24 protein-coding genes are annotated in these 25,111 nt (G+C 67.3%); 10 read left to right on the top strand and 14 right to left on the bottom strand.

What is annotated here, in order from left to right:
* Nucleotides 1–106: 106 nt before the first annotated feature.
* Complete coding sequence (locus C8D78_RS01640; RefSeq protein ID WP_120950135.1) at nucleotides 107–1,474, top strand: APC family permease; 1,368 nt, start codon at nucleotides 107–109, stop codon at nucleotides 1,472–1,474.
* Here C8D78_RS01640 and hisS read toward each other — a convergent pair.
* On the bottom strand, nucleotides 1,471–2,814 hold the full coding sequence (gene hisS / locus C8D78_RS01635; RefSeq protein WP_120950134.1) for a histidine--tRNA ligase: 1,344 nt from the start codon (nucleotides 2,812–2,814) through the stop codon (nucleotides 1,471–1,473). The two genes, C8D78_RS01640 and hisS, sit on opposite strands and share 4 nt — an antisense overlap.
* A gap of 274 nt (nucleotides 2,815–3,088) precedes the next feature.
* Between hisS and C8D78_RS01630 the strand changes: the two genes are divergently transcribed.
* From C8D78_RS01630 to C8D78_RS01620, 3 genes are all read left to right on the top strand, one after another.
* The gene (locus C8D78_RS01630; protein ID WP_120950133.1) at nucleotides 3,089–3,895 is read left to right on the top strand and encodes a peptidylprolyl isomerase; all 807 of its coding nucleotides are present in this window, start codon (nucleotides 3,089–3,091) and stop codon (nucleotides 3,893–3,895) included.
* A 61-nt stretch (nucleotides 3,896–3,956) separates the two neighbouring features.
* Nucleotides 3,957–5,633, top strand: coding sequence for a DUF349 domain-containing protein (locus tag C8D78_RS01625; RefSeq protein WP_120950132.1), 1,677 nt, complete (start codon nucleotides 3,957–3,959; stop codon nucleotides 5,631–5,633).
* A gap of 102 nt (nucleotides 5,634–5,735) precedes the next feature.
* Nucleotides 5,736–6,494, top strand: coding sequence for a type IV toxin-antitoxin system AbiEi family antitoxin (locus C8D78_RS01620; protein ID WP_244208191.1), 759 nt, complete (start codon nucleotides 5,736–5,738; stop codon nucleotides 6,492–6,494).
* Nucleotides 6,495–6,518: 24 nt separating this feature from the next.
* On the opposite strand, the gene C8D78_RS01615 is transcribed toward C8D78_RS01620, so the two are convergent.
* From C8D78_RS01615 to pdxT, 9 genes are all read right to left on the bottom strand, one after another.
* Nucleotides 6,519–8,912, bottom strand: a complete 2,394-nt coding sequence (locus tag C8D78_RS01615) for a RelA/SpoT family protein (RefSeq protein WP_425266664.1) — start codon at nucleotides 8,910–8,912, stop codon at nucleotides 6,519–6,521.
* A gap of 131 nt (nucleotides 8,913–9,043) precedes the next feature.
* The gene (gene secF, locus C8D78_RS01610; protein ID WP_120950130.1) at nucleotides 9,044–10,063 is read right to left on the bottom strand and encodes a protein translocase subunit SecF; all 1,020 of its coding nucleotides are present in this window, start codon (nucleotides 10,061–10,063) and stop codon (nucleotides 9,044–9,046) included.
* The gene (secD, locus tag C8D78_RS01605) at nucleotides 10,064–11,839 is read right to left on the bottom strand and encodes a protein translocase subunit SecD (protein WP_120950129.1); all 1,776 of its coding nucleotides are present in this window, start codon (nucleotides 11,837–11,839) and stop codon (nucleotides 10,064–10,066) included.
* Nucleotides 11,840–11,944: 105 nt separating this feature from the next.
* Entirely contained in the window at nucleotides 11,945–12,367 is a 423-nt protein-coding gene (gene yajC, locus C8D78_RS01600; RefSeq protein WP_120950128.1) for a preprotein translocase subunit YajC, read from the bottom strand.
* A 212-nt stretch (nucleotides 12,368–12,579) separates the two neighbouring features.
* Nucleotides 12,580–13,704, bottom strand: a complete 1,125-nt coding sequence (ruvB, locus tag C8D78_RS01595; RefSeq protein ID WP_120950127.1) for a Holliday junction branch migration DNA helicase RuvB — start codon at nucleotides 13,702–13,704, stop codon at nucleotides 12,580–12,582.
* Complete coding sequence (ruvA, locus tag C8D78_RS01590; protein ID WP_120950126.1) at nucleotides 13,697–14,341, bottom strand: Holliday junction branch migration protein RuvA; 645 nt, start codon at nucleotides 14,339–14,341, stop codon at nucleotides 13,697–13,699. The genes ruvB and ruvA overlap by 8 nt, the downstream gene beginning before the upstream one ends.
* Nucleotides 14,342–14,479: 138 nt before the next feature.
* Nucleotides 14,480–15,058, bottom strand: coding sequence for a crossover junction endodeoxyribonuclease RuvC (ruvC, locus tag C8D78_RS01585; protein WP_120950125.1), 579 nt, complete (start codon nucleotides 15,056–15,058; stop codon nucleotides 14,480–14,482).
* A 49-nt stretch (nucleotides 15,059–15,107) separates the two neighbouring features.
* Nucleotides 15,108–15,863, bottom strand: a complete 756-nt coding sequence (locus C8D78_RS01580) for a YebC/PmpR family DNA-binding transcriptional regulator (protein ID WP_120950124.1) — start codon at nucleotides 15,861–15,863, stop codon at nucleotides 15,108–15,110.
* Between the two features lie 3 nt (nucleotides 15,864–15,866).
* The gene (pdxT, locus tag C8D78_RS01575) at nucleotides 15,867–16,568 is read right to left on the bottom strand and encodes a pyridoxal 5'-phosphate synthase glutaminase subunit PdxT (protein ID WP_120950123.1); all 702 of its coding nucleotides are present in this window, start codon (nucleotides 16,566–16,568) and stop codon (nucleotides 15,867–15,869) included.
* Nucleotides 16,569–16,660: 92 nt separating this feature from the next.
* On the opposite strand from pdxT, the gene C8D78_RS01570 reads away from it, so the two are divergent.
* From C8D78_RS01570 to C8D78_RS01560, 3 genes are read left to right on the top strand one after another with little or no spacing between them, the layout of a single operon-like run.
* Nucleotides 16,661–17,950, top strand: a complete 1,290-nt coding sequence (locus C8D78_RS01570; RefSeq protein WP_120950122.1) for a Mur ligase family protein — start codon at nucleotides 16,661–16,663, stop codon at nucleotides 17,948–17,950.
* Nucleotides 17,947–18,744, top strand: a complete 798-nt coding sequence (locus C8D78_RS01565; protein ID WP_279629513.1) for a type 1 glutamine amidotransferase — start codon at nucleotides 17,947–17,949, stop codon at nucleotides 18,742–18,744. Before C8D78_RS01570 ends, C8D78_RS01565 begins: the two co-directional genes overlap by 4 nt.
* A 26-nt stretch (nucleotides 18,745–18,770) precedes the next feature.
* Nucleotides 18,771–19,238, top strand: coding sequence for a GNAT family N-acetyltransferase (locus C8D78_RS01560; RefSeq protein WP_120950121.1), 468 nt, complete (start codon nucleotides 18,771–18,773; stop codon nucleotides 19,236–19,238).
* A gap of 26 nt (nucleotides 19,239–19,264) precedes the next feature.
* Here C8D78_RS01560 and C8D78_RS01555 read toward each other — a convergent pair whose 3' ends face one another.
* Complete coding sequence (locus C8D78_RS01555) at nucleotides 19,265–19,804, bottom strand: P-loop nucleotide/nucleoside kinase family protein (RefSeq protein ID WP_120950120.1); 540 nt, start codon at nucleotides 19,802–19,804, stop codon at nucleotides 19,265–19,267.
* An 80-nt stretch (nucleotides 19,805–19,884) separates the two neighbouring features.
* Here C8D78_RS01555 and C8D78_RS01550 point away from each other — a divergent pair, with 80 nt between their 5' ends.
* Together C8D78_RS01550 and C8D78_RS01545 are read left to right on the top strand one after the other, a co-directional pair.
* On the top strand, nucleotides 19,885–20,400 hold the full coding sequence (locus tag C8D78_RS01550; RefSeq protein ID WP_120950119.1) for a GNAT family N-acetyltransferase: 516 nt from the start codon (nucleotides 19,885–19,887) through the stop codon (nucleotides 20,398–20,400).
* 82 nt (nucleotides 20,401–20,482) lie between these two features.
* Nucleotides 20,483–21,136, top strand: coding sequence for a methyltransferase family protein (locus C8D78_RS01545; RefSeq protein ID WP_244208190.1), 654 nt, complete (start codon nucleotides 20,483–20,485; stop codon nucleotides 21,134–21,136).
* Between the two features lie 49 nt (nucleotides 21,137–21,185).
* On the opposite strand, the gene C8D78_RS01540 is transcribed toward C8D78_RS01545, so the two are convergent.
* The 3 genes from C8D78_RS01540 to C8D78_RS19890 are packed head-to-tail and all read right to left on the bottom strand — an operon-like array spanning nucleotide 21,186 to nucleotide 22,883.
* The gene (locus C8D78_RS01540; RefSeq protein WP_120950118.1) at nucleotides 21,186–22,022 is read right to left on the bottom strand and encodes an alpha/beta fold hydrolase; all 837 of its coding nucleotides are present in this window, start codon (nucleotides 22,020–22,022) and stop codon (nucleotides 21,186–21,188) included.
* 9 nt (nucleotides 22,023–22,031) lie between these two features.
* A complete protein-coding gene (locus C8D78_RS19895; protein ID WP_244208189.1) occupies nucleotides 22,032–22,400 on the bottom strand; it encodes a hypothetical protein in 369 nt (122 codons plus the stop codon).
* Entirely contained in the window at nucleotides 22,401–22,883 is a 483-nt protein-coding gene (locus C8D78_RS19890; RefSeq protein ID WP_244208188.1) for an alpha/beta fold hydrolase, read from the bottom strand.
* Nucleotides 22,884–23,050: 167 nt separating this feature from the next.
* Between C8D78_RS19890 and C8D78_RS01530 the strand changes: the two genes are divergently transcribed.
* A complete protein-coding gene (locus C8D78_RS01530; protein ID WP_120950117.1) occupies nucleotides 23,051–25,063 on the top strand; it encodes a M3 family metallopeptidase in 2,013 nt (670 codons plus the stop codon).
* Nucleotides 25,064–25,111: the final 48 nt, after the last annotated feature.

Raw genomic sequence — 25,111 nt, 5'->3', positions numbered from 1 at the left:
CACGCCTTTCTGAAGAAGACAGAGGGAAAATCAAAAGTAATGTTCAATAGGATCGCTACTGGAACGATCCCGTTCGAGTTTACCCGTTGGAAAGGGCCCTTCCGCCATGGCAACCCGGCATAAAGGAACCCAGTCCGGTGACCGCCCCGGCCGGGACTCCGCCGGCAGGCCCGGCCAGCCGCAGCTCCAACGCCGGCTCGGCGTTGTCGATTCGACGGCGATCGGCCTCGGTTCCATGCTGGGCGCCGGCGTGTTCGTCGTGTTCGCCCCTGCCGCGGCCCTGGCCGGGCCCCTGCTGACCCTCGCCGTGGCGGTGGCCGGGGTGATCGCCTACTGCAACGCCGTCGCGTCGGCGCAGCTGGCCGCCCGGTACCCCGCCAGCGGCGGCACCTACGTGTACGGCCGACGGCAGCTGGGCGAGTGGCCCGGCTTCGTGGCGGGCTGGGGTTTCGTGACGGGCAAGACGGCGTCCTGCGCGGCGATGGCACTCACCTTCGGGCACTACGTGGCGCCGGCCTACGCCACCGCTCTGGCGGTCGCCGCCGTCGTGGTTCTCACCGGGGTCAACCTGCTGGGCATCACCCGGACCGCGCTGCTGACGCGGATCCTGCTGGCCGTGGTGCTGGCGACCCTCGTGTTCGTCGCCGTGGCGTCACTGCTGGGCCCGCACCCGGTGGGCGCCCCGGCGGTATCGCCTGGACCGGCCAACCCCGCCACGGTCTCCGGCGGCGGCTGGGGCATCCTTCCCGCTGCCGGGCTGATGTTCTTCGCGTTCGCGGGCTACGCGCGGATCGCCACCCTCGGCGAGGAGGTCAAGGACCCCACCCGGACCATCCCGCGGGCCATTCTGGCGGCACTGGCCGGCGCCTTTGTGGTCTATCTGGGCCTGGCTGCCCTGCTGCAGTGGCACCTGCCCCCTCAGCAGCTGGCGAGTTCGACGGCGCCACTGCTGGACGCGGTGGCAGTCTCCCAGCTCAGCGCCGGCGTTCCGTTCGTCCAGGCGGGGGCGGCGGCCGCGTGCCTTGGCGCACTGCTGGCCCTGATCACCGGAGTGGGCAGGACCACCCTGGCAATGGCCCGGGAACGCGACCTTCCCGCCCCGCTGGCCCGGGTGGGCGGCACCCACACGGTCCCGTTCGTAGCGGAACTGGCGGTCGCCGCCGTCGTCATCGTCCTGCTGCTGAGCACCAATGTGATGACCGTTGTCGGATTCTCCAGCTTCGGGGTGCTGATCTACTACTCCGTGACCAACGCGGCTGCCTTCACCCTGGCGGCCCGGCCCTGGCATGCGCCGCGCTGGCTCAATGTGCTGGGCTTCCTCGGCTGCCTGATCTTGGCCGTGACCCTGCCGCCGGCCTCGATGCTGGTCATGGCGGCAGTACTGGCCGTCGGGGTGGCCGGGCGGTTCCTTGTCCTCAGGCTGCGCCGGGCTGACGGCACGTCCAAACCGGCCGGCACGTCCACGGAGAACTAGCCCGCGGCGATAACCCGCACGTGCAAGTCCTCCTCCGAGGGAGTCCACGTGGCCGGATCGGCGTCGTTCTGCTCGCCCGATCGGATGTCCTTGACCTGGTGCTTGCCGTCGTCGTCGGTGAACCAGACAAACGGAATGCCGCGCCGGTCGGCGAACTTGATCTGCTTGCCGAACTTCTCGGCCTTCGCGGCCACCTCCGTGGCAATCCCGCGGCTGCGCAGCTGCGCCGCGACGTCTTGGGCCGCACCCCAGCTGTCGTCGCTGTTGAGCGCCACCAGGACGGTGGTCGGAACCGCGCGGGAGGCCTTGGCAAGGTCCTGGCTCAGGATCCGCGACACCAGACGGGTCACGCCGATCGAGAGGCCGACGCCGGGGAACTTGCGGTTGCCCTTGCTGGCCAGGGCGTCATAGCGGCCGCCCGAGCAGATAGAGCCCAGCTGTTCATGCCCCACCAGCACGGTTTCCACCACGGTCCCGGTGTAGTAGTCGAGCCCGCGGGCGATGCTGAGGTCGGCGACCACGCGGCCGGGCGCGCGCTGGACGACGGCGGCGATCACCTGTTCCAGCTCGCTCAGGCCCTCCTCGAGGAGCTCATTGCTGACCCCCAGCGCCCGGACCTGCGCCACGAAGGACGTGTCTCCGGTGCGGATGCTCGCTAGCTTGAGCGCGGCCTGCGCCTGTTCGTCGGTGGCGCCGAGTTCTTCCTTGAGCAACTCGGCCACCTTCGCAGGGCCGACCTTTTCGAGCTTGTCGATGCTGCGGAGAACGCCCGCGGTGTCCGTCAGGCCGATGCCGGTGTAGAAACCCTCTGCCAGCTTGCGGTTGTTGATGCGCAGCAGGAAGTCCGGGATCGGCAGCGCATTGAGCGCCTCGGCGATCACAAGCGCGATTTCCACGTCGTAGCGGAACGGCAGGTCGCCGTCGCCGACGACGTCGATGTCCGCCTGGGTGAACTCGCGGGCCCGTCCCTCCTGGGGGCGTTCGCCGCGCCAGACCTTCTGGATCTGGTAGCGGCGGAACGGGAACGCCAGGTAGCCGGCGTTCTCCACGACGTAGCGGGCGAAGGGCACCGTGAGGTCAAAGTGCAGGGCAAGGGCGTGGGGGTCGGCCTTGGCCGACGCGTCTCCCTCGTCGTCCTGGAGCCGGCTCAGGCCGTAGACCTCTTTGTCGATTTCTCCCTTGCGCAGCAACTGCCCCACCGTTTCCACGGCGCGGGTCTCGATCGAGGAGAATCCATGAAGCTCGAACGTCCTGCGCAACGTGTCCAGAACATGGAGTTCCACCAGCCGCTCCTCGGGAAGCCACTCGGGGAATCCTGACAGGGAGGCTGTGCGTGCCATGGTGAAATTTTCTCCTCTGGTTACTACTGCGGTGTCTTGTTGCTTCCGCAGTTTGTTCGCGCGCGGACGTCAGGCGCCATTATCTGTCGAAACGTAACGTAGATAGGCGGCAGACCGGCCAGTCGTGCATAAACTGTGTGCGGCAGTCAGTTTATGCGGTCGGCGCCTGCTTCTTCCAACGGGGCCGGCCGGCGGGACTGCCGGCAGCTTGCTGCCGTTACCGCGACGGCGCCCACGGCCCGTTGCGGTCACGGCCTTACAACCAGGAGGACCTTTGGCGGCCAGTTCACGCAACGCACGTGAGGCGAAGCGGCGTGTCCAGCAGATGGAGGCCAGGCGCGGCCTGCGCCGGGACCAGGACAAGCGCCGCAAGCGCGACAACGTTCTGGCCATCAGCGCCGGTGCAGCCGCCATCGGGCTGGCCCTGATCCTGCAACTTGCCGTGTTTTCGTCGAACCCGACCGAGGAAGAGTTCAAGGCCGCGCAGGAGGGACTTGCCGCCCCGTCAGCCTCCGCCACGCCGACGGCCGCCGCCACGAATGCCGCCAACATCCCCAAGCCGGAAACCGCCGCGGGTAAGACCTTTACCGGGACCCTGAAGCTGAACCGCGGCACGCTGGGCCTAGCACTGGACGGAACGAAGGCCCCGCAGGCCGCGGCGGTCTTCAAATCCCTCGCCGACCAGAACTTCTACAAGGGCCTCAGCTGCCACCGGCTCACCACGGGAGCGAACTTCGGGGTCCTGCAGTGCGGATCCAAGACCGGTGACGGCAGCAGCGATCCGGCCTACACGTGGGGTCCGCTGGAAAACACGCCGGCGGACAATAAATACCCGGCAGGCACCATCGCCGTGGCCCGGACGAGCGGCAACGCCAACGGCAACGGCACCCAATTCTTCATTGTGTACAAGGACACCGTCATCCCGGCGGATGCCGCCGGCGGCTATACCGTGGTGGGCAAAGTCACCTCGGGACTCGACGTGGTAAGCAAGGTCGCTGCCGCGGGGCTGAAGCCGGGCGCCAGCGCCACCGACGGCGCACCTGCGGAACCAGTCACGATAGACTCGTTCTCACTGAAGTAACCAGCCGCGGCCCTGAGGGCCGTGGTCCCGGTATTTCCCTCCAAGCGAAAGACTTCTAGCGGTGACAGACAGTCAGAAATCCGACGAAACATTGGCAACAGCAGCTGCCAACGAAACCGAAGCCGAGGCAACCCCTGCCGACGTTGCAGGCGCTGCCGTAAACACGGCGGCCGAGGCACCGACAGCACCGGAGACGGCAGGCGAGGACGCCGCCGAGACACCGGAAGCCCCGGCGACAGCAGGCGAGGACGCCGCCGAGCCGGCCGAGACCCCGGCTGAGACCCTGGCTGAGACCGCCGTGGAACCTGCCACCGATCCGGTCGCGGCCGTTGAGACCGCGCCCTCTGCTGTTCCCGCCCCGTCGCCGGGTCCATCGACGGCTGCCCGCCCCGCGCCGAGCCCGGCAGCGTTCGCTGCCCGCCCGAAGGCCAAGCCGTCGGCGGCCGCACCGGCTCCCGCGCCGGCGGCAGTGTCCTCCGCGGCTTCGCTGGCCGAAGCTGCCCGCTGGGGCCGCGTTGAGGGTGACGGTCACGTCTTCCTGACAGTTGACGGCACGGAGTATCCGGTAGGCCAGTACCCCGGCGTCAGCGCCGACGAGGCGCTGGGCTACTTCGCCCGGAAGTTCGAGGACGTCCTGGCCCAGATCGTCCTGCTTGAACAGCGCGTGAGCTCCAAGGCTCCCACGGCTGACATGCAGAAGACCGTAACCCACCTGCGCGAGCAGCTCGCCGAGCGGAACATGGTGGGCGACTTCCGCTCCGCCGAGGCCCGGCTGGACGCCCTGGTGATCCAGATCGGTGAGCTCGAGAAGGCCGAGAAGGCCGAGCACGACGCCGTCCGCGCCGCCGAGCTGGCTGCACGCGAGGCCATCGTGGCCGAGGCCGAGGAAATCGCCGGGCACGATCCCGCGCAGATCCAGTGGAAGACCTCCAGTGCGCGGATGAACGAGCTCTTCGAAAGCTGGAAGGCCGCGCAGAAGAGCGGCGTCCGGCTCGGACGCAGCAACGAAGACGCGCTGTGGAAGCGGTTCCGCGCCGCCCGCACGGTATTTGACCGGCACCGCCGCGCCTACTTCTCCCAGCTGGACAGCAACAACTCGGCAGCCAAGGCCGCCAAGGAGAAGCTGATTACCGAGGCCGAGGCACTCTCTTCCTCGACCGACTGGGGCTTTGCCGCCGGCGAGTACCGTCGCCTGATGGATGAGTGGAAGGCCTCGCCCCGTGCCAGCCGCAAGGACGACGACGCCCTGTGGGCCCGCTTCCGCGCCGCCCAGGACGTGTTCTTCACCAACCGCCAGGCAGCCAACGACGAAATCGACCAGGAATACGGTGCAAACCTCCTCGTGAAGGAGGCGCTCCTGGCCGAGGCCAACGAGCTCCTGCCGATCAAGGACCTCGCGGCCGCCAAGAAGGCGCTGCAGTCCATCCGCGACCGCTGGGAAGAAGCCGGCAAGGTCCCCCGCGCCGACATGAGCCGCATCGAGGCCGGCCTCCGGAAGGTGGAGGACGCAGTCCGCCACGCCGAGGACGAAAACTGGAAGCGCTCCAACCCGGAGACCAAGGCACGCACCAACAGCGCGCTGTCCCAGCTCGAAGCCGCCATTGCAGGTCTGAAGGACGATCTCGCCAAGGCGGAGAAGGCTGGCGACGAACGAAAGATCAAGGCAGCCCAGGAGGCCCTCGAGGCCCGCGAAGCGTGGCTTGAGCAGCTCGAACGCTCGGCGAGCGAACTCTCCTAAACAAGCAGCACGCCAAAGATCCAGTCCAGGCCTCGTTTCGGTTTATCCACATGACCGATGCGGGGCCTGTTCCGTGCCCGGGTAACCGGGAACGATGGCGGCATGGCAGTCAGGCCCCGCGCTCCCACCACAGTTCCGGCAAACACCACAGTTCCGGCAATCACCGCAGGTACGGAAAACACCGCTCCTCAGGCAAACACGGCCCCTTCGGCAACCACCGTTCTGGGGCCGCCCGGTCTGGGTCACGGCGCCCCGGGCCCGCCGGGTCCGGGGCCTGAACACTGCGCGCTCTACTCCCCCGGCGCAATGTTCTCCTGGCCGGAGCTGCAGGCGATGGCCTCCGACGGACTGCTGACGCAGCTGTATCAACGCGGCTACCTGCCGCCCGGCGTCGTTGCCAGTCCGCAGCTGCGTGCCCGTGCCGCGTCCTTGGCGGTGGCTCCGGCCATCCGGCAACGGGTGGTGGCGGGACGCATGACCGCGGCCTGGATCTACGGCTGCGCCGCGGAGCCTGACCGGCTTGCGCTGCTCGTGGACGCCAACCGGCGCATTTCCAGCCTGAGATCCATGCGCGGCTGCACGTTCCATGAGGTACGGCTGGGGCCGCTCGACGTCGTCAGCATGGGCGGGCTGATGGTGTCCAGCCCGCTGCGCACGGCTGTGGATGTCGCCCTCCACGTGGAGCAGGAGCGGGCTGTGCCGGCTCTGCGGGCGCTACTGGCCCGTCCCGAACTGGGGGTGCGGCTCCGGCTGCTCCGGCTCGCTATCGACGCCAGCCCGCGCCTGCCGTACAAGAGGGCGGCGCTGGCCAAGCTGGCCGCCATCAGGCCGCGGCCGGGCGACCCCGCGGCCGCGGGCTAGCTGCCGCGGGCTAAGTTGTGACGGCTAGCTGCGGCGGCGGTTTCCCGTCGTGCGGTACACGTCGAAGACTCCGTCGATCCTGCGGACGGCGCTGAGCACGTGGCTCAGGTACTTGGGATCGCCCATCTCGAAGGCGAACTTGGAGATCGCCACCCTGTCCGTGGACGTGTGGACGCTGGCCGCCAGGATGTTGACATGGTTTTCCGAAAGGACCCGTGTGACGTCGGAGAGCAGCGACTTGCGGTCCAGCGCTTCGACCTGGATTTCCACCAGGAAGACGCTGGACTGGGTGGGCGCCCAGTCGACTTCCACGATCCGGTCCGGCTGGTCCATCAGGCCACTGACGTTGGTGCAGTCGGTCCGGTGCACGGAGACGCCGGAGCCGCGGGTGACGAAGCCTAGGATCGGGTCCGGCGGGACCGGGGTGCAGCACCGGGCCAGTTTCACCCACACGTCGTCCACACCGCGGACCACAACTCCGGAGTCGGAGTAGCGGACCTTGCTGACCTGGGTGGGGATGGAGACCTCGGCGAGCTCATCGTCGGGATGCTCGTTCCCGCCGAGGCTTTCGACCAGACGTTCCATGACGGACTGCGCGGAGGTGTGGCCGTCGCCCACGCCGGCGTAGAGCCCGGAGATGTCGGCGTACTTGAAATCCTCCGCGATCGCTGCCAGGGCGTCGTGGGTCATGAGCCGCTGCAGCGGGAGGTTCTGCTTCCGCATGGCCTTGGTGAGAAGGTCCTTGCCGCGGTCAATCGCTTCCTCGCGGCGTTCCTTGCTGAACCACTGCCGGATCTTGTTCCGGGCCCGGGCGCTCTTGACGAAGTGCTGCCAGTCCTGGCTGGGACCGGCGCCCTCGGCCTTGGAGGTGAAGATCTCCACCCAGTCGCCGTGGTTCAGTTCGCTGTTGAGCGGTACGAGCTTGCCGTTGACGCGGGCGCCGATGGTCCGGTGGCCCACCTCGGTGTGCACGGCGTAGGCGAAGTCCACCGGGGTGGATCCGGCCGGCAGGGCCATGACCTCGCCCTTGGGGGTGAAGACGAACACTTCCCGGGCGTTGATCTCAAAGCGCAGGGAGTCGAGGAACTCGCCCGGATCCGACGTTTCCTGCTGCCAGTCCACGAGGGAACGCAGCCAGCCCATGTCGCCGTCGCGCGGGCTGCCGGGGCCTTCGGCCGTCCGGTTCGGCTGGTCCTTGTACTTCCAGTGCGCTGCAACACCGTACTCGGCCCGGCGGTGCATCTCGTGCGTGCGGATCTGGATTTCCACCGGCTTGCCGCCGGGGCCGATCACCGTGGTGTGAAGGGACTGGTACATGTTGAACTTGGGCATCGCGATGTAGTCTTTGAACCGCCCGGGCAACGGGTTCCAGCGCGAGTGCATCGCACCGAGCGCCGCGTAACAGTCCCGGACCGAGTCGACCAGGACACGGACGCCCATGAGGTCGTTGATGTCGTCGAAGTCCTTGTCGCGGACGATCATCTTCTGGTAGATGGAGTAGTAGTGCTTGGGCCGTCCGGTAATCGTGGCCTTGATCTTGGCCGCCCGGAGGTCCTCGGTGATCTGGTTGCGGATCACCGCCAGGTTCTTTTCCCGCTCCGGGGTCCGGTCCCCCACCATCCGCACGATTTCCTCGTACACCTTGGGGTACAGCGCGGCGAAGGAGAGGTCTTCCAGCTCCCACTTGATGGTGTTCATGCCCAGCCGGTGGGCCAGGGGCGCGAAGATTTCCAGGGTTTCGCGTGCCTTGCGGGCCGACGACTCGGCGGAGACGAAACGCCATGTGCGGGCGTTGTGGAGCCGGTCGGCGAGTTTGATCATCAGGACCCGGATGTCCTTGGCCATGGCCACGACCATCTTGCGCACAGTCTCGGACTGGGCCGCCTCACCGAAGCTGACCTTGTCCAGCTTGGTGACCCCGTCCACGAGCATGGCCACCTCCGGGCCGAACTCGGCCTTCAGGTCTGCCAGCGTGTACGAGGTGTCTTCGACCGTGTCGTGCAGCAGGGCCGCTGCCAGCGTGGTGCCACTCAGTCCGAGTTCGGCCAGAATCGTGGCCACTGCCACCGGGTGCGTGATGTACGGGTCGCCGCTCTTGCGCTTCTGGCCCCGGTGGCAACGCTCGGCCACCACGAAGGCGCGCTGGATGAGGTCGAAGTCCTCTTTGGGATTATTGGCGCGCACGGTGCGCAGCAAGGGCTCCAGGATCGGGGAGTACGCGGGGGCACCCCGCCCGGTCAGCCGGGCCAGACGGGACCGCGTACGTTCCCGTCGGCCGGGGAAGGTCGGCCGGGCACCCGAATTGTCGACCGGCACGGCAACATCGGGACGTCCGGGAGCCACCACGCCAGTCTGAGATCCCTGGCCTTGGCCCTTGTCCGCTGGTGCCTCCGGCACCGGCGTCGAACGTTCTTCCAATGGAGCACCTCTCGCGACCGGTTAATTATTCAAGTGTATTCCCGCAGCAGGATACTTCGATAACTCGCCGGGATACGACGACGGGCCGGAGTCCGCCGTAAACGACGTTCTCCGGCCCGCCTGCTGCCCGCCTAGGCCGTGGCGGGGGTGGCCGCCGAGGCGGTCTTGGCTGCCGCCTCGGCGCGCCGGTGCTCCACCCGCTTGGCCTGTTTGGCCAGGTCGGGTTCGCCCTGCCGGAGTGCGGCGTACAGCGGGGCCGCGATGAAGATGGTTGCGGCGGTGCCGACGAGGATGCCCACGAACAGCGCCAGGGAGAGGTCCCGCAGCGTTCCGGCGCCGAGCAGCCCGGCACCGATGAAGAGGATCGCCCCGACCGGGAGAATGGCCACCACCATCGTGTTGATGGAGCGCACCAGGGTCTGGTTGATGGCGAGGTTGACCTCTTCGGCGAAGGTACGCCGGGTGGACGCCTGGATGTCCGAGGTGTTCTCCCTGATCTTGTCGAACACCACCACGGTGTCGTACAGCGAATAGCTGAGCACGGTCAGGAAACCGATGATGGCGGACGGTGTCACTTCGAAGTCACTGAGGCCGTAGACCCCGGCGGTAATGAACATCGTGACCGCCATGCCGACGAGGGCCGAGAGCGACATCTTCCAGGTCCGGAAATAGAGCGCCATCAGCACGGCGGCGAGTCCCACGAAGATCGCCAGGCCCAGCAGCGCCTGCTTCGTGACGTCCGCACCCCAGGTGGGGCCGACGAACGTGGAAGTTACCTCGTTGTCCGTCACGCCGTAGGCCTTGGTGAGGCCTTCCTTGATCTGCAGCGTTTGGTCGTCGGTGAGTTTGTCCGTCTGGATGCGCATGGTGGTGCCGGCGACGTTGGCCACACGCGGCACGGCTCCCGCAACCACGTCCTTGACGGCCTTCTCGCCGAGCGAGCTATCGGTGGTCCGGACGTTGGAGACCGTGAACTCCGATCCGCCGCGGAATTCGATACCGAGGTTGAAGCCGCCCTTGGCGATGGGGATCAGGATGGAGAGGGCGACGGCGATCCCGGCAACCAGGAACCAGATCTTCCGGTAACCGACGAAGTCGTACGAGCGCTTGCCCGTGTACAGCTCATTGCCGAACGTTGAGAAGTTGACCATTTACTTGCCCTCCTTGGACGCGCTCTTGGAGGAACCGGCGAGCTGCGCCTGTTGTGCCTGCTCCTGCTTTTCGGCGAGGCGGCGTTCTGCAATCGTCATCCGGCGCTCTGCCTCTGCGGCGGCGCCGGTGTTCTTGGCGCGCACGACTGCCACGGGCTTGTCCTCCGGCGTGCGGACTCTGCCGGCGCCGCGGTACAGCGGGACCGCACCCAGACGCTTCGGGTCCAGACCCGAGAACCGGTGGCCTTCGCCGAAGAACTTGGTCCGGGCCAGCAGCTGCAGGGTCGGGTGGGTGAACATGAAGACGACGATGAGGTCGGCGATCGCGGTGAGGCCGAGCGTGAATGCGAAGCCGCGGACGTTGCCCACCGCCACGAAGAACAGCACCACAGCGGCCAGCAGGTTCACGGCCTTGGACGCGAGGATGGTGCGCTTGGCCCGCTTCCAGCCGTTTTGCACGGCCGAGACCAGACCGCGGCCTTCCCGGAGCTCATCGCGGATGCGTTCGAAGTAGACGATGAACGAGTCGGCCGTCTGGCCGATCGCCACGATCAGGCCCGCGACACCGGCAAGGGACAAGCGGTAGTTCTCGGTCCAGCCGAGGATGGCGATGGCCAGGAACGTCAGCACACCGGCGATCACGAGGGAAGCCACGGTCACGAAGCCCAGGGCCCGGTACTGGAACAGCGAGTACACCACCACCAGCAGCAGGCCGATCAGGCCGGCGAGCATGCCCATGCGGAGCTGTTCCCCGCCGAGGGTTGCCGAGATCTGCTGTTCGCTCTGGATCTCGAAGCTGATTGGCAGGGCACCGAAACGAAGCTGATCGGAGAGTGCCTTCGCTGATTCCTCGGTAAACCCGCCGGTGATCTGCGGCCGCCCGTCGGTGATGACGGCGAGGGAACGCGGGGCGGAGATGACCTGGTCATCCAGGACGATGGCGAACTGGGCCCGCGGATCCGAGCCGGTCTGGCCGCCGCCGGCGGAATAGAACTGGTACAGCCGCTGCGTGACTTCCTTGAACTTGGTGGTGCCCGCGTCGTCGAACTGGATGTTCACAGCCCATTCGTTGGTCACCGCGCCCTGGGCGCCGCGCTGCAGCTGGAACGACGAGGACTTGATGTTCGAGCCCTTGACTTCTACCGGACCGAGGATGTACTTGATGGCCGGGGATTTGGCCGATGCAGGTTCACAGGTCACCAGCGGCTTGGCCGGGTCGGAACGCTGCTGCTTGTCCTGGGACGGGTGGTCGCAGTCGAGTGCCTCGAACTGCTTGTAGATCGCGGGGGTAATCCAGTTCTGGTCGCTGCTGTTGGCGGGCGCGGCCGTCGGCTTGGGCAGCTTGGCGTCCGGAGTTCTGGAGGCCGCGGGGACCGCTGCGCCGGCGCCTGTCTGGAGCACGGGCCGGAAGTTCATGTCGGCGGAGGCCTGGATCAGGGCGCGGGTTTCCTTGGCAGGTGTTCCCGGGAGGCTGACCACGACGTTGCGGCCGGACTGCGTGCTGATTTCCGCTTCCGCTACGCCCGAGCCGTCCACGCGCTGACGAATGATCGCCACGGCCTGGTTGAGCTGGTCTTCGGTGATGCCCGAACCGCCCTCAACCTTGGGCGCCAGGATCATCTGGGTACCGCCTTCAAGGTCCAGGGCGAGCTTGGGAGCCCAGCTGGCCTGGCCGGCAATGGTGCCGCCCGCCAGGACAGCCGTCATGGCGGCGATGATTACGCCAAGCCAGACCAGCATCCTGATGGCTGAGTTTTTGGGGGCAGTTCGTGCCATTGTCGATCTTTCTATTATTTACGGCGGATCCGCCGGCGCGGGCACTGGACCCCGCCGGCGGATGCCCGCAGCCGTTGCTTCCGCGGGATAGCTAAGTTAGGCAGACTAGCTGTCTTTCTTGCCTTCGTCGTTGAGGCGGCGCAGGGTTTCCTCGGGAGTTTCAGCGCTGGGGGCTTCGTTCAGCGGGGAGGCGCTGTCCGTGTTCTCAGCGTTGACCTTCTCGGTGGTGAGAGAGGACGCGTCGTCGGGAACGACGGTCGGCTCCTCGGCCGCAACCACAGGCTCCACAATTTTGGTGACAGCCTGGCGGTGCACGGTGGCCGTGTTGCCCGGGGAAAGTTCCAGCGTGACCTTGTTCTCCGCTTCGTCAATGTTGACGATCCGGCCGAAAAGCCCGAAGCTCGTCATGACCTCGACGCCGGGGCCGAACTTCGACTGGAGCTGCGCCTGCTGCTGCTGCGTCTTCTTATTGCGGCGGAACATCATAAAGACGAACACGCCAAGCATGACGAACAGGAGAATTGTCATTGGATCCAAGGGGAAAGTTCCGTTCTGTACTTGCATAGCTGGTTTTCAGCAACGTCCGTTTGCTCCGGGCGGCGCGGGCAGCGCTCTGCACAGCAAGCTGGCAGCGAAACCATCCCCCAGCCGCCGGCGGCACCCTGCTCTCCGCCCACGGAAACGAACCCGAACGTGCCGAGCGTCATACCAGTCTAAAGGGAAAAGCTGAAGGAACGGTGTTAGCGGCCGTTTCGGATCCGCTCCGGACCGGTTTCTTCACCCAGCGCGACGCCGGATCCGCCGAACGGACCGTCGTCCAGCTCCTCGGTCTGGAAGAGTTCCAGCGGGTCCTGCCCGAACACGCCGGCCGGAACGGCAAACCCCAGGTGCGTCCAGGCCGGTGCCAGGGCAATGCGTCCCCGGGGTGTGCGGCCCAGCAGTCCCTCGCGCACAAGGTAGGGCTCGGCGACGGTCTCCACCGTTTCCGTTTCCTCGCCCACGGCGATCGCGAGTGTGGACAGGCCGACCGGTCCCCCGCCGAACTTCGTGATGAGAGCCTCCAGAACGGCGCGGTCAAGCCGGTCCAGGCCGCGCTTGTCCACTTCATACATGTCCAGGGCCGCGGACGCCGCCCGGGCGTCAATCTGCTCCAGGCCGTTCACGAGCGCCCAGTCCCTGACCCGGCGCAGGAGCCTGTTGGCAATTCGGGGCGTGCCGCGGGACCGTCCGGCGATCTCGCTGAAGCCTGCCGAGTTGACCTTCAGGTCCAGAAGGCCGGCCGAACGACGCAACACCAACTCCAGCTCCTCAACGGAGTAGAACTCCAGGTGGCCGGTGAAGCCGAAGCGGTCACGCAGAGGCCCGGGGAGCAGACCGGCCCGCGTGGTGGCGCCGACCAGGGTGAAGGGCGGCAGTTCCAGCGGGATGGCCGTGGCGCCGGCTCCCTTACCGACCACGATGTCGACGCGGAAGTCCTCCATGGCCATGTACAGCATTTCCTCAGCGGGGCGGGACATGCGGTGGATTTCGTCCAGGAACAGGACCTCGCCCTCGGAAAGTGAGGAGAGGATGGCGGCGAGATCGCCGGCATGCTGGATGGCGGGACCGCTGCTGATCCGCAGGGGAACGTTCATTTCGGCGGCGATGATCATGGACAGCGTGGTCTTGCCCAGGCCTGGAGGGCCGGAGAGCAGCACGTGGTCCGCGCTGCGGCCGCGCATCCGCGAGGCTTCGAGCACGAGGGACAACTGTTTCCGGACCCGGTGCTGGCCCACGAAGTCGTGCAGGTTTTTGGGCCGCAGGGCGGCTTCGATGGCGCGCTCCTCCGGTTCCTCTCCGCCCGCGACGATCGACGGCTCAGCCACGCGCGCCTACCCGGTTTCCTGCGCGGGCGCCGTCCTGCCCGAGCCAGCGCAGCGTCGCGCGGAGGATTTCCGCCACATTGCCGTTCGCGGCGAGGTCCGGAGAATCGGCGAGGGACTTGTCGATGCTGGCGGCCGCGTCCTTTTCGGACCAGCCAAGGCTTGTCATGGCCGCGATGACCTGCGGCTTCCAGACGGATTCGGCGGACACCGATGCGACGGGGGCGCCGGCCGTGCCGTGCGGCACGAGCTTGCCGGCGAGTTCCAGCACGATCCGGCCGGCCACTTTCGGCCCGATTCCGGGGACCTTCGTGAAGGCCTTGCCGTCACCGGAGTGGGCGGCCACCCGGATGGCTTCCGGCTCGTGGACGGCCAGCACGGCCAAGGCAAGGCGGGGCCCGACGCCGCTGACGCTGAGCAGGACATCGAAAACTTCCCGCTCGTCGTCGCTGGCGAAGCCGAAGAGGGTCAGCGAGTCCTCCCGCACGATCAGGGACGTAAACAGCTTCCCCTCGTCCCCCACGCGGAGGCCGCTGAGGGTCTGCGGCGTGGCGTTGACGCTCATGCCGGCGCCGTTGAGGTCGATCACGGCGGAAGACAGGCCGACATGGGCTACGGTTCCGCGAAGAAAACTGATCAAGGCCGGGCTCCTGGGATGACAGCGAAAAGAAATAACAGCGACAGATACAACAGCGAACAGATACATCAGAGACGCGTACTGCCGGCAACCCGGCTATCCGAACATATCTACGAATAGCGTAGCAAGGGGCCCGGACATTCAGCGCGCACGGCGCGCTTTTGCCTCCGCGTCGGCCCATGCCCGCTGGGCCGGGGTGAGGGACAGGCTGCCTGGTCCAGTGGTGGCAACAGCGGCGCCGCTCCCGGCCCGCCAGGCGTGGGTGATGGCCAGGGCCAGGGCGTCGGCGGCATCGGCGGGGCGCGGCGGGGCATCGAGCCGGAGGATCTTGGTGACCAGCTTGGTGACGGCGTCCTTGTTCGAGGTACCGCTCCCCGTGACGGCAGCCTTGACTTCCGACGGCGTGTGCAGGGCCACCGGGATGCCGCGGCGCGCGGCGGCCGCAATGACCACCCCGGAGGCCTGGGCCACGCCCATGACCGTGCTGACGTTGAGTTGGGAAAAGACCCGTTCCACGGCCAGGACGTGCGGCTCGTACTGGTCCAGCCACTCGTCGATGGAGGTGGCAATGACCAGCAGCCGCTGGTCCAGGCTCTCCTCGGGGGAGGTCCCCACGACGCCGAAGGCCACCATGGTGGCCCGTCGGTTCTTTTCGACATCCACGACGCCGATGCCGCAGCGGGTGAGGCCCGGGTCGACCCCCAGGACGCGCAGCGTCAAGGGCCGGCCGTCACGGCCGGGCCCCGCGCGTCGCGGCGAGGTGACAGCGTCACTCTGCTTCCAGTGCGGCCTGCACTTCGTCGCTGAGGTCGGCGTTGCTGTAAACGTTCTGAACGTCGTCGAGTTCTTCCAGGGCGTCCACGAGCTTCATGAACTTCTTGGCGGCCTCGAGGTCCAGCGGAACCTGCATCGAGGGCACGAACTCGGCCTCGTCGGTGTCGTACTCCATCCCGGCTTCCTTGAGCGCATCACGGATGGCCTGCAGGTCGGTGGGCTCAGAGTGGATCTCGAAGGAGTCTCCGTTGTCCTTGACTTCCTCGGCTCCGGCGTCCAGGACTGCCATCAGCACGTCGTCTTCGCTCAGGCCGTTCTTCGGCAGCGATACGACGCCCTTGCGGCTGAAGAGGTAGCTGACCGAACCGGGATCGGCGATTGTGCCGCCGTTGCGGGAGATGGCAAGCCGGACCTCGGAAGCGGCGCGGTTCTTGTTGTCCGTGAGGCACTCGATCAGCAGCGCCGAACCCTGCGGGCCGCGGCACTCGTACATGATCTCGGTGTAGTCCACGACCTCGCCGGTGAGGCCGGCACCGCGCTTGATGGCACGGTCGATGTTGTCCGCGGGCACCGATGTCTTCTTGGCCTTCGTGACGGCGAGTTCCAGGCCCGGGTTGCCGGAAAGGTCCGGGCCGCCCATGCGGGCGGCGACTTCGATGTTCTTGATCAGCTTGGCGAACGACTTGGCCCGGCGGCTATCGAGGATAGCCTTCTTGTGCTTGGTCGTCGCCCATTTGGAGTGGCCTGACATGCTTTACGCTTCCCCTCTGATCATTCGAATAAACAATTCGTGCACGCGCTTCTCCCCCGTCACTTCCGGGTGGAAGGAGGTGGCCAGCAGCTGGCCGGAACGCACAGCAACAATTCTAGCTGTCCCGTCGAGGGACTCGGGATGACCGGCTTTCGACGGTTCCACCTGGGCGAGGACCTCAACGCCGTCGCCCACGCGCTCTACCCAGGGGCCGCGGATGAAGACGGCGTGGACGGGTGCCACGGCGCCGCCGACGGCGCTGAACTCCAGTCCCCTGAATTCGAGGTCCGTCTCGAAGGACTCGCGCTGCCGGCCAAAGGCGTTGCGGCGGACGGTGATGTCGAGTCCGCCGAAGGTGTTCTGCGGATTTCCGGCCAGGTCCGTGGCCGGGTCCGCGATCTCGTCCGCCAGTAGGATCATGCCGGCGCAGGAGCCGTAGACGGGCAGGCCCTCCCGGATCCGTTCGCGTAGCGGATCGCGGAGACCGAAGATCCTGGAGAGCTTGTCGATCGTGGTCGATTCCCCGCCGGGAATGATCAGCCCGTCCAGGCCAGCAAGTTCAGCGGGGCGGCGGATTCCGACGCCGGAAGCACCAGTGGCCTCCACGGCGTGCAGATGCTCCCGGAAATCGCCCTGGAGCGCCAGGACTCCGACCCGGAGGCCTGTACCCGCGCGGGATTCAGGGGAGAAAGAGGGGGTGGTCATCCCCACAGCATAATGTGCCGGGCACCCCCGGAAGGCATGCACCGGCCCCCGGCGTCCGGGTTCCATGCCGCTGCTGGGATATATTACAGAGCATGCTTTACTTCAGCGTTCCGCTCGGCAAGCTCGTCCGCCGGGTCTCCCGGCTCAGGGGCGGAGGCTCGGCCCTCCCCGGGCTTGTGGTCGAAAAAATTGATCCCGGTTTCATGCAGCGGACACTGTCCGCGCTCCCCTTGGGGGTCGCCGTCGTCAGCGGCACGAACGGCAAGACCACCACCACGAAGATGGTGGTGGAGCTGCTGGAGAGCCAGGGGCTGAAGGTTTTCACGAACCGCACCGGCAGCAACTTCACCCGCGGCGTGGCCGCGGCGCTCCTGGGCGAGGTCGACTGGCGGGGCCGGCTGGATGCCGACGTCGCAATCCTGGAGCTGGACGAGGCGCATGCCGTCCACTTCGTGAACAAGGTCCCGCCGCGGTACAGCCTCCTGCTCAACGTCCTCCGCGACCAGCTGGACCGTTTCGGCGAGATCGACAAGACCGCCGAGCTGCTCCAGCACATCGCGTCCAAAACCACCGGGACCGTGGTGCTGAACCGCGAAGACCCGCGCGTCGCCCGGATCGCCGCGACCCTGGACGGACCGGACGTTCTCTACTTCGGGCTTGACGATTCCCTGCTGAGCACCTTCCCCAACGACGACGACATGCGCGCGGCCCCGGGGAGCCCGGTGCCGGACGCCCCGGCACGGCCGGCTGCCGACGTCGTGCTGCGCCGGGTGGGCGTCGATGACGCCTCCTTCGAGTTCGACGGCGCGACCGTCACCACGCCGATGTTGCTTCGCGGCGTCTACAACATCTTCAACGCCGCCGCCGCGCTCACCCTGGCCCGGGCGGTCTCGGCCGCCCGCGGCACGGGCACCGACCAGCCCGGGCTGGTCGCGGCGCTGTCCAAGGTGGCGCCGGCGTTCGGCCGCGGCGAAAGCCTTGTGGTCGACGGGCTGCCGCTCGAGCTCGTCCTGGTCAAGAACCCCAGCGGGTTCCGGCTCGGCCTGAAGTCCTTCCCGGCAGCCGGCTACGCCACGATGATCGCCATCAACGACAACTACGCCGACGGCCGGGACATGTCCTGGCTGTGGGACGTCGAATTCGACACCCTTCGCGACGGCGGTGTGGATCAGCTCACTGGCTCCCGCGCCTACGACATGGCGTTGCGGCTGCAGTACGACGACGTCGCCATCGGCGCCGTCGACACAGAAATCGCGCCGGCGCTGGCCGCGTTCATCCGCGGCGGCCAGGGCAAACCGAAACGGATCTTCTGCACCTACACGGCCATGCTCGCCATCCGCCGCGAGCTGTCCAAAATCACCACAGTGGAGGTGGTCTCATGACCCCCCAGTCCCCCGAAACCCCGCACCAGCCCTCCTTCGGGCACGAACTCCCGCCCGAAGAACCGGCCGCGCCCAGCAAGGGAACCATCCGGGTCCTGCAGCTATACCCGCGGGACATGAACATCTACGGCGACTGGGGCAACGCCCTGGTGCTGGCGCAGCGGCTGCGCTGGCACGGCTACACGCCGGAGCTGCTCGAATACAACGTGGGTGACCCTTTCCCCGCAGACGTGGACCTCATCGTCGGCGGCGGCGGACAGGACAGCGGACAGCTCGTCATCCAGGACGACCTCCTCTCGCGGGAGTCCACGCTGAAGGCGCTGGCCGATGACGGGACCCCGATGCTCGTCATCTGCGGCCTCTACCAGCTCTTCGGAAAATTCTTCAAGACCCGCCTCGGTTCGGTCATTCCGGGCATCGGCGTCCTGGACGTGGAAACACACGGCACCGACGAGCGCCTGATCGGCAACGTCACCGTCTCCTCCCCCGAGTTCGGCAGCATCCTGGGTTACGAGAACCACAGCGGCCAGACCACGCTCGGACCCGGCGTCGAGCCGCTCGGAACTACGGCCAAGGGCACCGGCAACAACAGCGCAGACGGCCAGGAAGGGGCCCGCTACCGTAACATCGTGGCGAGCTACCTGCACGGCTCGCTGCTTCCCAAGAACCCGGCGCTGGCGGACTTCCTGATTCGGACCGCCGTCGAACGTAAATACGGAAGCTTCACGCCAGGCAACCCGGACGACTCGTACGCGGTGCTGGCCCGTGAGCACGCCGCCCGGCGGCCCCGCTGACGTTTGTGGCAGGCGCATCCGGCGGCATGATGCTGATTGACCGCGACTCACCGGAACGGGCCGACGTCCAGGAACTCCTGGCCGGCCACCTCGCCGACATGTACGCGACGTCCCCGCCGGAAAGCGTCCATGCCCTCGACCCCGCCGCACTCGCCGGGCCGGAGATCAGCTTCTGGACGGCCCGGGCGGACTCGCGGCTGTTGGGCTGCGCGGCGCTGAAACGCCTGGCCCCCGGCGACGGCGAGATCAAGTCAATGCGCACCGCGGAATGGGCGCGCGGCTGGGGGGTTGCCTCGGCGCTGCTGCGCCATCTCGTTGCGGAGGCCCGGGCCGGCGGGTACCGGCGGCTGTACCTGGAGACAGGGAGCCAGGAGTTTTTTGCCCCCGCGCGGCGGCTGTACGAGCGGCACGGCTTCGCGGCCTGCCCGCCGTTTGCCGGTTACGTGCCCGACCCCAACAGCGTCTTCATGACCCTCGGGCTCGACGCCGGGTAGCCGCCGGCCTTGGCCGAATGGTCCGCTTAGCGCCCGGAGACCGACCGAATTTCCAGCCCTTCGTCGGGCCCTGGCGGCTCGAAGATGCCGGCCAGATGCCGGACGCCGCCCGCGTCCAGGCGGTGGGCCCAGGGGTCCCCGCCCGCGGTTCGGGTAACAACGCGTTCGATGGCGGTCTCCAGCGGTGTCTGTACGTGGTGTAGGACGGCCGGAAACCCGGCTGCTGCGGCCTTTTCCCGCCAGAGAGCGCGGCGTTGAGGGCTCCACTGGTTCCAGTCCAGGACAACGTCCGTGCCGGAATCCAGTACTTGCCGTGCGGTTTCCCAGATCAGGAGCTTGCAGGTCTCGGCGAGGCCCGCGTATTCCGCGGCTGCGAAGTGGACGCCGGGATAGAGCCGCAGCATCCATTCGTCCAGGCTGAAGCGCACGGCGGGAAGTGCCGTCTGCAGTTCCCTGGCCAGCGTCGTTTTCCCCGCACCGTTGAGTCCGCAAAGCAAATGGACCGTGGGGCGCGGATGCACCATGGCCGGCCGGCGGGTGGCTTTCTGGTTCGCGTAGCTGTCCACCGGCCCAGTCTGCCATTAGCGTGCAGGTGATGGGGCGCGGCGGCTGTATGGGGCGGCACGGCCGACATTAGGCTGGGCAGATGGAATATGAGATCCGCCAGGCCACGACTGACGATGCTGATGCCCTGGTCCGGATGCACACCCTTGCCCATGAGGAGTCCTACGGCCACCTCCTGCCCCCGGCGTTCTTCGAGGCCCGGCGCGCCACCATGGCCGAACGGGTGGAACGACGCCGACCATACCTGGACAGCCCGCAACCCCGGATCATCGCCCTGGACGAAACCAGCGAAATCGTGGGATTTGCCGATGCCGGCCCCGGGCGTGACGAGGAGTTGCCCCAGGCATTGGAGCTGTACGCCCTCTACACCCTGAACCGCACCTACGGCGCCGGGCTCGGCGCCGCCTTGCTGGCGGCCGCCTTGGGCGACTCCCCGGCCTACCTTTGGGTCCTTGAGGCAAACCCGCGGGCGCGAACCTTTTATGGCAAGCACGGGTTTCGTCCCGACGGGAAACGCACCCTGCTGCCGCCCGATTGGCACGAACTCCCCGAGCTGCGGATGGTCCGGCATGCCACGCCCTCAGCACCGTCCAGTTAGCGCGTCTCCCGGCCGGGGCACACACAGGACACTCCCCCATCGCAACGAACTCCATCCACAAGCAGGCACGGACCATTGATGATTGGAGTCAGCCGGTGAAGCCCCTGGTTCGGTGGGGGCTGCAACCGCAGGTTCCCTGATTGCGCTCTGCCTCCTCATGCTGGGGCGGGTTCCGATCGCTTGGATCATCAGCGGTCCGTTCGCTTTCCGTCCCGCCGTCAACCGCTCGACCGCTGCCATCCACGTGGCGGCAACATTTGGGCAAATCGTCCTCTTCTGGGGGTTCGTCCTGGCGGTGCTTCCTCTGGCCATAGCATTCTTCGCACAGCGCTGGGAGGTGGATCTACCTCTAGCATCGTTTGCAGGTCCTTTAGGTGCCGCGGTTCTGGTACCCGCCAGCGCTCTTGGCCTCTGGTCGGCAGTGGTGATGTCGACGCGGGGAGACGGCACTCCATTGCCATCGGCGATGCCCAACCGCCTGGTCATCGCGGGCCCGTATCGGTGGATTCGCAATCCGATGGCGGTCGCGGGCATTGTCCAGGGCGCCGCGATTGGACTCATTCTGCAGTCATGGCTTGTCATCGCCTACGCGGTCGTGGGCTCGCAGGTGTGGAACTACGCCGTCAGGCCCCTTGAGGAATCTGACCTCAAGGAACGGTTCGGCGAGGAATTCCAGCAATACCGCGACACGGTTCGCTGCTGGATTCCAAAAGTGTCGAGGCCCCAGCGCACATAGAGATTTCGAAGACTTCTGCGTGTCGGCTGCCGATCGGCCCAGCCTGCCATTAGCGGGCCCGGGCGAAGGCCAGGACGTCACGCGGCACCCTCCTGCTGGACGCCGCCCGGAGGTGTCCCAGCCGTTCATAGACGACGAGCGTGCAGTCTGGAATCTGCCGCGCAGTTTCCTCCGCAACCGTTCTCGGGAAGAACGAATCACGCCCGCCGCAAAGCAGCAGGACGGGCGGACGGATGAGCGGCAGCTCCGCCCGCGCGTCGAAAGCCTGCCCGGCCCGGGCTTCGGTGAGGACGTCCGTGGCCGGGCAGCCGGGACGGCTCAGCACGCGCCTGCCGACGACGGGTCCGAGCAGGTCCCGGAGCCAGCGGGTCCGTGGACCGGGGAGGACGTATTCCGCCAGGACGCTTCCGGCGCCGCCAGGGTCTCCCGCGGCGATGGCGGCCGCCATCCGATGATCCACGTCCTTGCCCCAGGCGCTGAGCTCGGCTGCCGTGGCCACCAGGGCGATGCGCCGGAAGGACTCCGGGTGGCGTGCGGCCAGATGCTGCCCGATCATCCCGCCGAATGACTTGGCCAACACCAGATCGACTCGGCCGCCGAACTGCTCCGCAATCACATGCGCGTAGTCCTCGGCCATGTCCGCGCTCGTGTGTGAGGCCAGCATGTTCCGCCGGCGGGTGACGATCCAGACGGCGTAACCCGCGTCGAGGTAGGGATCAAACTCCCGCCGGAACAGTCCGCCCAGCAGCCCATGGGGCACGACGCTCCCCGGTCCGCCCTGGATGAACAGCAACGACTTTGCACCCCGCCCCCACGTCACGTACTCCATCCCGTTGCGGAATACCCCGCTCTGAACTGCCCGATCGCGCCTGGCTGCCCCCGCCATGACGCCGCCTTACTGAGCTTGTTCGGACTGCCGCAGCAGTTCCGCGAAATCGGCCGGCCGGGCGGCCGGCCACCAGTGTCCGGCGTCAACCCTGGTGATGGTCACATCGTCCACCCACGCCTCGAGCCCCTTGACCAGGGCCGGCGAGAGGAAGGGATCCTTCAGCGGAACCACCACGTGCACGGGAATGCCCACCCGGCCGGTCGAGGCCGGCGGCCGGCGGCCGCGGAAGTTGCTGCGGTACAGGGCGAGGCCGCGGATCGGATCGCTGCCGACGCCGCGCCGAGCCGTCTTTTCGTAGCGCCGCGTTAGGAACAGGCGCCAGGCGGCTTCTGGAAGCGCCGGGACCAGGAACGCCGCGATATACCAGCTGCGCACCTACTGGCCGCCCAGCTCCGGCCAGGCCCGCGGGTCCCTGGCCCGGTCACGGACCCAACGGGAGAAGTGCCCCAGGTCGGGCCCGGAAATACTTGTGTACCGACTGATGCGCGCCGGCGTCCGGGGGTCCTGCACGGCAGCCCAGCCCTGGATCGATCCCCAGTCGTGTCCCACGAGATGCACTGCCCGGGCGTCGGTCTCGGCCATTACGGCGAAGGCATCGTCCACAAGGGTCTTCAACGAATAGTCCCCATCCGGAGCATGGACGGCCGAGGCGCCCGCGTTCCGCGTGTCATAGGCCACGACGTGATGGGTCCGCGCCAGTTCGCGGATGGCTGGCAGGAACACCCGGTGGTCGTCCGGATAGCCGTGCACCAGGAGCAGGGTGGGCACGTCCGGGCCCGGTTCCGGGCCAAACTCGAACACGGCGAGGACGGCCCCGGGGACGGCGACCGCCCGGCGTCGTTCATTCAGCGTCTCCATATGTTCCCCTTCGGCTTCCTGGAAGCGGCCTTACACGCAACAGCCGGCGCCTTCCAGCTTCTGCCTCCCGTGGCGGTAGTCCCTGCCGTCCCATCCTACGGTGAGCGCAATCACAACACACTGAGACGGTCATTGAGAACCCGTGTCCTGCATGGAAGAGTCGGTTCATGACCAATCCCCTCCTGAGCCCCAGCCCCCTGCCATACGGCCTGCCGCCGTTCGCGGACATCGAGGACGCGCACTACGCCGAAGCCGTTGAGGCCGGCTTGGCCGAGCATCTTGCCGAAATCCAGGCGATCGTGGACGATCCCCAGGCGCCGTCGTTTGAGAACACCGCCTTGGCCATGGAGCGCTCCGGGCGGCTCCTGGAACGAGCGGCCGCGTCGTTCTTCACCCTGGTGTCCGCGGACGCCTCGGATGCCATCCGCGAGCTCGAGACCCGCCTCTCCCCGCTGTTCTCCGCCCATCAGGACGCCGTCTACCTCAACCGCAGGATCTACGAACGCTTCGCCTCGCTGGACGGCACCGTCCTGGACGCGGAGTCCGCACGGCTCGTGGAGGAATACCTCAAGGAGTTCCGGGCCTCGGGCATCCAACTGGACGACGCCGGCCAGACGCGGCTCAAAGAGCTCAACGCCGAGCTCGCCCGGCTCGGCACCGAATTCGGCCAGCGCGTCAAGGAAGGCATGAAGTCCGCCGCCCTCCTGCTGGAGGACGCCGCCGACCTCGCCGGCCTGCCTGCGGACGACATCGCCAGCGCCGCCGAGGCAGCGCGGTCCGCCGGGCATGAGGGCAAGTTCCTGCTGACGCTCATCCAGCCCAGCAACCAGCCCGCCATGGCCGCCCTGGCAAACCGGGATGTCCGCCGTCGGCTCTACGAGGCCTCGATCGGACGGGGCAGCGACGGCGGCAGCCTCGACGTGCTCGGCCTGGTCAAGGACATGGTCCGGCTCCGCGCCGAGAAGGCCGCCCTGCTGGGGTTCGCGAACTTTGCCGAGCTGACAGTGGACCGGCAGACGGCACCGGATTTCCAGGCCGTGCAGGACATGATGAGCCGGCTGGCCCCTGCCGCCGTCCGCAATGCCGACGCGGAGGCGGAGGCGCTGGCCGAGGCCGCCGGCCACCCGCTCGAGGCCTGGGACTGGGCGTATTACTCGGCCAAGGTCAAGCGTGAGCGGTATGCCGTGGACGAGCAGGCCCTGCGCCCGTACTTCGAGCTGGACAGAGTCTTGAACGACGGCGTGTTCTTCGCAGCGAACGCCTTGTATGGGATCACCTTCCACGAACGCAAGGACCTCGCCGGCTATCACCCGGACGTGCGGGTCTGGGAGGTCAAGAATTCCGACGGCACGGACCTTGGCCTCTTCCTGGGCGACTATTACACCCGGGACACCAAGCGCGGAGGCGCGTGGATGAACTCCCTGGTGGAACAGTCCGGACTCCTGAACACCCGTCCCGTGGTGATCAACAACCTCAACATCTCCAAGCCGCCGGCCGGTGAGCCGACCTTGCTGACGCTGGACGAACTCCGCACCACGTTCCACGAGTTCGGCCACGCCCTCCACGGCCTGTTCTCGGCCGTCACCTATCCGCGGTTCTCCGGTACGAACGTGCCAAGGGACTTCGTGGAATACCCGTCGCAGGTGAACGAAATGTGGATCATGTGGCCCGAAGTCCTGGCGAACTATGCCCGGCACCACGCGACCGGGGAGGCCCTGCCGCAGGAAACCGTGGACAAGCTGAACGCCGCGCAGCTCTGGGGTGAAGGCTTCGGCACCACTGAATACCTCGGCGCGGCCCTGCTGGACCTCGCCTGGCATGTCCTGGACGGCTCCGACATCCCGGACGACGCCGTCGAGTTCGAGGCGAAGGCCCTGGCAGCGGCGGGGATCGCCCACAGCCTGATCCCCCCGCGCTACCGCACCGGCTACTTCCAGCACATATTCGCGGGGGGCTGGTACGCCGCAGGGTACTACTCCTACATCTGGAGCGAGGTTCTGGACGCCGACACCGTGGAATGGTTCAAGGAACACGACGGACTCAGCCGCGCCAACGGGGACTTCTTCCGCGCCGAGCTGCTGTCCCGCGGCAACAGCCGGGACCCGCTGGAGTCGTTCCGGGCCTTCCGCGGCCGCGACGCGGAACTCGAACCGCTCCTCAAGCGCCGCGGCCTCGAATAACCGTCCAATCCGCAAACGACGCCGGCCCGCCACCTGGAAAGGTGACGG

Source organism: Arthrobacter oryzae (genome assembly GCF_003634095.1).
Classification (GTDB): Bacteria; Actinomycetota; Actinomycetes; order Actinomycetales; family Micrococcaceae; genus Arthrobacter; species Arthrobacter oryzae.
Note: the sequence above shows the minus strand (reverse complement) of the source record. Positions and strands in the feature narration are given on the sequence as shown.